This window comes from Vibrio genomosp. F10 str. 9ZD137 (assembly GCF_049974785.1).
Classification (GTDB): Bacteria; Pseudomonadota; Gammaproteobacteria; order Enterobacterales; family Vibrionaceae; genus Vibrio.
This window is the reverse complement of the sequence record NZ_JBNGCJ010000290.1, coordinates 1-6,848: the sequence shown is the minus strand read 5'-3', so window position 1 is coordinate 6,848 and position 6,848 is coordinate 1. Positions and strand designations below refer to the sequence as shown.

At 44.3% G+C, this 6,848-nt stretch carries 4 protein-coding genes; 1 reads left to right on the top strand and 3 read right to left on the bottom strand.

Annotation, left to right across the window (positions count from 1 at the left end; translation table 11 throughout):
* Positions 1 to 174: 174 nt before the first annotated feature.
* Complete coding sequence (gene flhA, locus ACP45E_RS05115; RefSeq protein WP_026026629.1) at positions 175 to 2,268, bottom strand: flagellar biosynthesis protein FlhA; 2,094 nt, start codon at positions 2,266 to 2,268, stop codon at positions 175 to 177.
* A 176-nt stretch (positions 2,269 to 2,444) separates the two neighbouring features.
* Positions 2,445 to 2,909: a phosphohistidine phosphatase SixA gene (gene sixA / locus ACP45E_RS05110; protein ID WP_017036168.1), complete on the bottom strand. Its 465-nt coding sequence runs from the start codon at positions 2,907 to 2,909 to the stop codon at positions 2,445 to 2,447.
* A 272-nt stretch (positions 2,910 to 3,181) separates the two neighbouring features.
* Between sixA and ACP45E_RS05105 the strand changes: the two genes are divergently transcribed.
* The gene (locus ACP45E_RS05105; RefSeq protein WP_017038064.1) at positions 3,182 to 5,959 is read left to right on the top strand and encodes an insulinase family protein; all 2,778 of its coding nucleotides are present in this window, start codon (positions 3,182 to 3,184) and stop codon (positions 5,957 to 5,959) included.
* Here the strand turns inward: ACP45E_RS05105 and ACP45E_RS05100 are convergent.
* Entirely contained in the window at positions 5,956 to 6,552 is a 597-nt protein-coding gene (locus ACP45E_RS05100) for a VOC family protein (protein WP_017038063.1), read from the bottom strand. The two genes, ACP45E_RS05105 and ACP45E_RS05100, sit on opposite strands and share 4 nt — an antisense overlap.
* Positions 6,553 to 6,848 lie beyond the last annotated feature (296 nt).

Here is a 6,848-nt window from a genome sequence, read left to right as displayed (position 1 = left end):
CATCTACCGCGGCCACAATCTCCACACCACCGGCGACTTTTTTGTTGGACATGATCACCGCTTCCGCACCAAGTTCTTCTTTGACTTGAAGCAGTGCGGAGCGCATATCTTTGGCAAAAAATCGTTTAATCTTCAAAGTCTATGTCCATATCTGAATTGGAGTTGCGCATGACGTTAATTCCCGACCGCCTGCACAATTCGTATTTGTTTCTCATCTGGAATCTCTTGGTAAGACAGCACCCTCAATGAAGGGATGGTGTTCTTAACAAATTTCGCTAGGGTTGAGCGCAGAACACCAGACGTCAATAATACCGCGGGTTCACCTTTCAATTCTTGTTCTTGAGTCGCTTGGCTTAAAGAGCTTTGTAGTCTTTCTGCTAATCCAGGCTCTATCCCTGCAGACTCTCCCCCTGAGGCTTGCATTGTCTGATGCAATATTTGTTCCAGCTCAGGAATTAAAGTAATCACCGGCAGCTCAGGCTCTATACCATTGATTTCTTGTACAATTAATCGTTTTAATGCAATTCTGACCGCTGCAGTCAAAATGTCAGGTTCTTGACTCTTACTCGAATACTCGGACAAAGTTTGAACGATGGTCCTAATGTCGCGAATAGGGATAGCTTCATTGAGTAAGTTTTGTAAAACCTTAACGACTGTACCTAGCTGCAATTGATCGGGGACAAAGTTTTCAACCAGTTTCGGCGCACTTCGTGACAGCATTTCCATGAGATTCTGAACTTCTTCATGGCCAATCAGTTGTGAAGCATTATTGGTTAGAAGCTGACTCAAATGCGTAGCCAGTACTGTGGATGAATCCACAACCGTATAACCTAGCGCCTGAGCATGCTCACGCTGTTCTTCGCGAATCCACACGGCTTCTAAACCAAAAGCAGGGTCAATGGTGTGTTCACCTTCAATCATCCCATAAACTTGCCCAGGGTTAATCGCAAGCTCTTGATCTGGCCTAATTTCTGCTTCTCCGACCGCAACCCCCATTAGAGTAATTCGGTAACTGTTTGGGGTTAATTCTAGATTATCGCGGATATGGACAGCTGGAATAAGAAAACCGAAATCTTGAGATAGCTTTTTACGTACACCCTTGACGCGTTCAAGAAGCTCGCCCCCTTGATCACGGTCGACTAATGGAATCAATCGATACCCGACTTCTAATCCAATAATATCAACGGGCTGAACATCATCCCATGACAGCTCTTTGGGCGCAGAGGTTTCTTTTTCTGTTGTTGCTGGCAGTTTGGCGTCTTCTTTAGTTTTTTTCTGTTTACGTGTGATGAGGTAAGCACTTCCCCCTGCAATGGCTGCCAGTAATAGAAATGCAAAATGTGGCATTCCTGGTACTACTCCCATGACAGCTAAGATGCACGCGGTTATGGTCAGTGCCTTGGGGTTGTCAAACATTTGGAAGACGAGCTGTTGGCCCATGTCTTCGTCTGTGTTTTGACGTGTTACCATCATAGCCGCACCAATAGACAGCAACAGAGACGGTATCTGTGCTACCAGGCCATCACCAATAGTCAATAGCGTGTATATTTCTATTGCTTGGGAAAAACTCAGATCATACTGCACCATACCTATCGACAATCCACCGATGATATTGATGAATAGGATCAAAATACCAGCGATGGCGTCCCCTTTCACAAACTTTGAAGCACCATCCATTGAGCCATAGAAATCGGCTTCTTTAGTCACTTCAAAACGGCGTAATCGAGCTTGGTCTTGGTCAATCAACCCTGCATTCAGGTCTGCATCAATTGCCATTTGTTTACCTGGCAAAGCATCGAGTGTAAAGCGAGCGCTTACCTCCGATATACGACCTGCACCTTTTGTTACAACCATAAAGTTGATGATCATCAAGATCAGGAAGACAACCAAGCCGACAGCGTAGTTTCCGCCAATCACAACGTTACCAAACGCTTCGATCACTTTACCAGCCGAACCCGGCCCTTCATGACCATACAATAAAACGACACGTGTTGACGCTACATTGAGTGCTAGACGCAGCAATGTAGCGATAAGGAGGACGGTAGGAAAGGCAGCGAAATCTAATGGCCTACGGGTGTAAACTGTAACGAGTAAAACCACCATCGACAATGCGATGTTAAACGTAAATGACAAATCGAGAATAAACGCCGGAATCGGCAATACGATCATGCCCAACGTTGCTAACACCATTATCGGTGCACCTATCGCTGGTAGGCTACGTTGAGGAATGGCTGGGAGTTTATCCGCGAACGGTAGAGTAAATTTCATAGAATCGCTAGTAGCCCAAATTGAAAAACTGGCTTGATTTTAATAAGTTCAGTCGTGATGCAAGATTTAGTCCATTGAACACGTCAAAATTATGACTTAACTTTTTATTGTCATTATAGGCCCAGAACACGTTAACACGAGAGTTACAGGCCATTTGGTCATCACTCTAGATACGTTTAACGATGGATATTCCAGAGCAATTTTCCGTTTTGTTTCGATTCATTAAACTCAATGCAAGCGAGCCCTGAGGTCGGGAACATAGGAGGCGCAATGTCGGTTGCAAATTCAGCGGTTAAGTAGCTCACGAGGGGTAAGTGAGAAACCAATAAAATCGACTCTATATTCTCGGCCCCGATTAACGCATTGACATAGTCAAAGACCTGATCTGATTGACCATAAGGAGTTATATCATCACAGGTTTCAACGCGCGAACTCGAAAACTCCGAGCTTATGGCCTGCCATGTTTCCTGCGCTCTTAAGTATGGGCTAACCAATACTTTGTCGAATTGAGAAAAGCCCTTCTCACAGCACGCTTTCGCAACATTGATTGATGCAGAGCGCCCACCAGCGGTAAGCGCTCTCTCTGCATCCGATGCGGCAAAGTGCTCCGCTTCGCCATGGCGCATAATAAAAACTTTCATTTTAAGCTTCCTAACAATTTTTTGGGGCTAACCGATAACACGTTAATGGCAGTCTGTTGCTGCTCTATTCGTGCCCGTGAATTATGGATAATTATATCAAGTGCATTGCCAAACACTCTGCTTTTTCTAACAATCTATTGAAATCCGAGACTTAAGTAACGTTTATAGTGACTTCTCGTTGCTCTAAGTTTGCAGGAGGCGATTTCAAGGCTCATACTTAATGCAATTTATTACCATTTTAATATTTACGTCCCTCGAAACGGAGTTTCATCGTGCATTTAAGCCCAAATGATACCAATACTTATCGCTATATTACATTGTCTAATGGGTTAAGAACTCTGCTTGTCCACGATCGCAATGCTCAGAAGTCAGCGGCAGCGTTAGCGGTTCAAGTTGGGCACTTTGATGACCCTGATAATCGTGAAGGCTTGGCGCATTTTCTCGAGCATATGCTATTTTTGGGCACAGAGAAATACCCTAAGATTGGTGAGTTTCAAAGCTATATCAATCAACACGGTGGAAGCAACAACGCATGGACGGGAACTGAACATACCTGCTTTTTTTTCGACGTCGCGACCAAAGTGTTCGAGCAATCACTTGATAGGTTCAGTCAGTTCTTTACTCACCCTCTCTTTAATCAAGATGCCCTCGATAAAGAGCGGGAAGCAGTTGATTCTGAATATAAGCTTAAACTGCAAGATGACGCTCGACGGCTTTACCAGGTGCACAAAGAAACGGTGAATCCACTGCACCCATTTTCTAAGTTTTCAGTCGGAAATATCGACACGCTAAGCGATAAAGAAAGTGCCTCTATCCGGGATGAGATTATTGCCTTCTACCAAGACCATTATTCCGCGGATCTTATGACGCTAACGATGGTGGGAAGCCAATCTCTCGAAGACCTTGAATCATTGGCCCGTGATAAGTTTTCAGCGGTCACGAACAATCATCTGCAAGGAAAACAAATCTCTATACCTTATGTCGGTGACAACAGCACGGGCATCAGGGTGCAAGTTGAGCCGGTAAAAGAACTTAGAAAACTGACCATCGCCTTCCCTTTGGATAGTATTGATCAGTATTACCAATCTAAGCCATTGTCTTATTTAGCGCACCTGCTCGGGTATGAAGGTGAAGGCAGCTTAATGTTGTCACTCAAAGAGCAAGGCTTAATTACCTCACTATCGGCAGGTGGAGGAGTGAGCGGTAATAATTATCGAGAATTCACGATCAGCTGTACATTAACACCCGATGGGCTAAGCAACACCGACCTTATTGTTCAATCTATTTTCCACTCAATTCGTATGATTGAAAACGATGGCTTTGCTGAATGGCGATACAAAGAGAAACAAGCGGTGTTAGAGTCAGCGTTTCGTTTTCAAGAGCCGACGACACCTCTCGATCTAGCCAGTCACCTTGTTATCAACATGCAACATTACGACGAGCAAGATGTTGTTTACGGTGACTACATGATGAATCACTACGATGAGCCTCTGATCCGTTCGTTTCTGGCGAAGTTCACTGCCGAGAATGCGCGTATCACCATTGTTGCCAAAGGAGGGGAATACAACAAAGTTGCAAAGTGGTATCACACCCCTTATTCGGTCAGCACCATAAGCCAAGCGCAGTACAAACTTTATCGTACTCCCTTGCAGAATTGCACTTTGACATTACCTCCAAAAAACACCTTTATTTGCTACGATTTGGATCCCCAACCCGTCGAGGCAGAAAGTGATACCCCTGAGGTAATTGAGCAGCTAGAAGGCTTTACGTTGTGGCACCTACAAGACAGCCAATTTAGAGTCCCTAAAGGGGTCATTTATGTCGCTATCGATAGCCCTCATTCGGTTTCATCTACACGAAACATAGTGAAAACGCGTCTCTGCGTAGAAATGTTTTTGGATACCTTGATGAAAGAAACTTATCAGGCAGAGATAGCAGGGATGAGCTACAACCTCTACTCCCATCAAGGTGGTGTGACGTTATCTATATCTGGCTTTAGTCAAAAACAGGCAGATTTGCTGGGCATGATTCTTTCCCAATTTGCCGACAGGAAATTTAATCCGGATCGCTTTGAATCAATCAAACAACAGCTCTTACGAAATTGGCGGAATGCTTCGCAAGACAGGCCCATTTCCCAACTTTTCAACGCTATCACGGGTATTTTACAACCTAATAATCCACCCTATTCAGCGCTCATCGAAGCCATTGAAACCATCGAGGTCGATGAACTGGCAAAATTTGTTGACGATATTTTGAGTGAATTGCATGTCGAAATGTTTGTCTATGGCGATTGGACCCGACCTGCGGCTCTCAAACTGGCGGACACATTGAAAAATGCGTTACGTGTCAGTAATCAATCTTATGAAGAGTCATTGCGACCACTCGTCATGCTTGGAAAAAATGGTACCTTTCAAAAAGAGGTCACATGCAATCAAGATGATTCTGCTGTCGTTGTTTACTACCAATGTGAAAACACACATGCCAAGAGTATTGCTCTGTATTCACTGGCTAACCACCTTATGTCTGCAACATTCTTTCATGAGATTCGAACAAAGCAACAGCTTGGCTACATGGTAGGCACTGGAAACATGCCGCTTAATCGCCATCCAGGCATTGTTCTGTATGTGCAATCCCCCAATGCTGCCCCCATTGATTTAATCAGTTCAATTGACGAATTTCTCAATGCTTTTTATATGGTGCTGCTTGAACTCAATGAATATCAATGGCACAGCAGTAAACGAGGCCTTTGGAATCAAATATCAACACCCGACTCAACCCTTCGCGGGCGAGCACAACGGCTTTGGGTATCGATCGGCAATAAAGATACCGGCTTCAACCAAAGAGAAACCGTGCTTCAAGAACTTAAAGAATTAACGCGAAGTGATATGATCCGTTTCGTTGTTAATGAGCTAAAACCTCGAACGGCTAACCGACTCATCATGCACACCCAAGGCAATGCGCATCATGAAGAGGACGCTCTGGATCTTGGACAGGAAATTGGGTCTATCAGTGAGTTTCAATTAAGACCAAGAGATTGCAATTTGGGTTAAGCCTGTTCGGACTCAACAATCTTTTTCAAAGAGTGGGGGTGAAGTTTGATACACACCCCTTTCCATTTAAACGCAACCGTAGGGTTATTCAACCTTTCCCCTTCACCTTTAGGGCTTGATAGTTTGATGCTGACTCCGCTCTCTTCCAGTTGATGATATTTGGCCTTAAATTCAGGGAATTGGTGTTTTAGATCCGCTAAATAGGTATCGGCACTCACTGCATCACTCGCTACAACGAATTCGACGTGCTCCCACGTTTGTTCTGGATACACTTTACCCTCGGCAGGATAAGGTAACTCCAAACATTCAATTGACCAATCCAATGCTCTCAATGGCGCATGAAACTCGATAACAATGATCGGCCTGCCATTGATCGAGGCTTGCGATAGCACCTTCCCTTCTTTTTGCCATTCAGCATGCGCTGTTCTTGCTAGCTCAGGGTCATTGATTCGCATGGCAATGTGATCCGCTTGATGTTGAGTCAGATCCAGTCGCAAAATAGAACCCAACTGGGTAATTTTCTGCATAAACTCTTCAAGTTTCGCTTTCATTTGAATAGGCGCTAAGTTCGCTTCGGTAAGGCATGAGGACATTGTAAGGGTTCCAAAACATTGATTTCGCCATAATACTATCAATAAGGCGGTTAAAAGTGGACAAATTCCCCGTTAACTCTCTATATGATTGCCTATAAAGTTGCTATTATGAGCGCCAATTACAGAACAATAGAAGTTACGCGTTTAAGCTCAATGCCCGAACTGACAGTCCGAACCGATTGCCAGAACTTAAATGCCTAATTTTGCAATTCCAATGAATTGAAGGAAACCCGTGTGAATATCCAAGCACTTATTAATGACAAAGTATCTCAGGCTCTAGAAGCCGCTGGCGCACC

What these genes read in the sequence shown, in the direction of transcription:
- flhA (WP_026026629.1), bottom strand. Translation starts at nt 2,268, where the DNA reads ATGAAATTTACTCTACCGTTCGCGGATAAACTCCCAGCCATTCCTCAA.
- sixA (WP_017036168.1), bottom strand. Translation starts at nt 2,909, where the DNA reads ATGAAAGTTTTTATTATGCGCCATGGCGAAGCGGAGCACTTTGCCGCA.
- ACP45E_RS05100 (WP_017038063.1), bottom strand. Translation starts at nt 6,552, where the DNA reads ATGTCCTCATGCCTTACCGAAGCGAACTTAGCGCCTATTCAAATGAAA.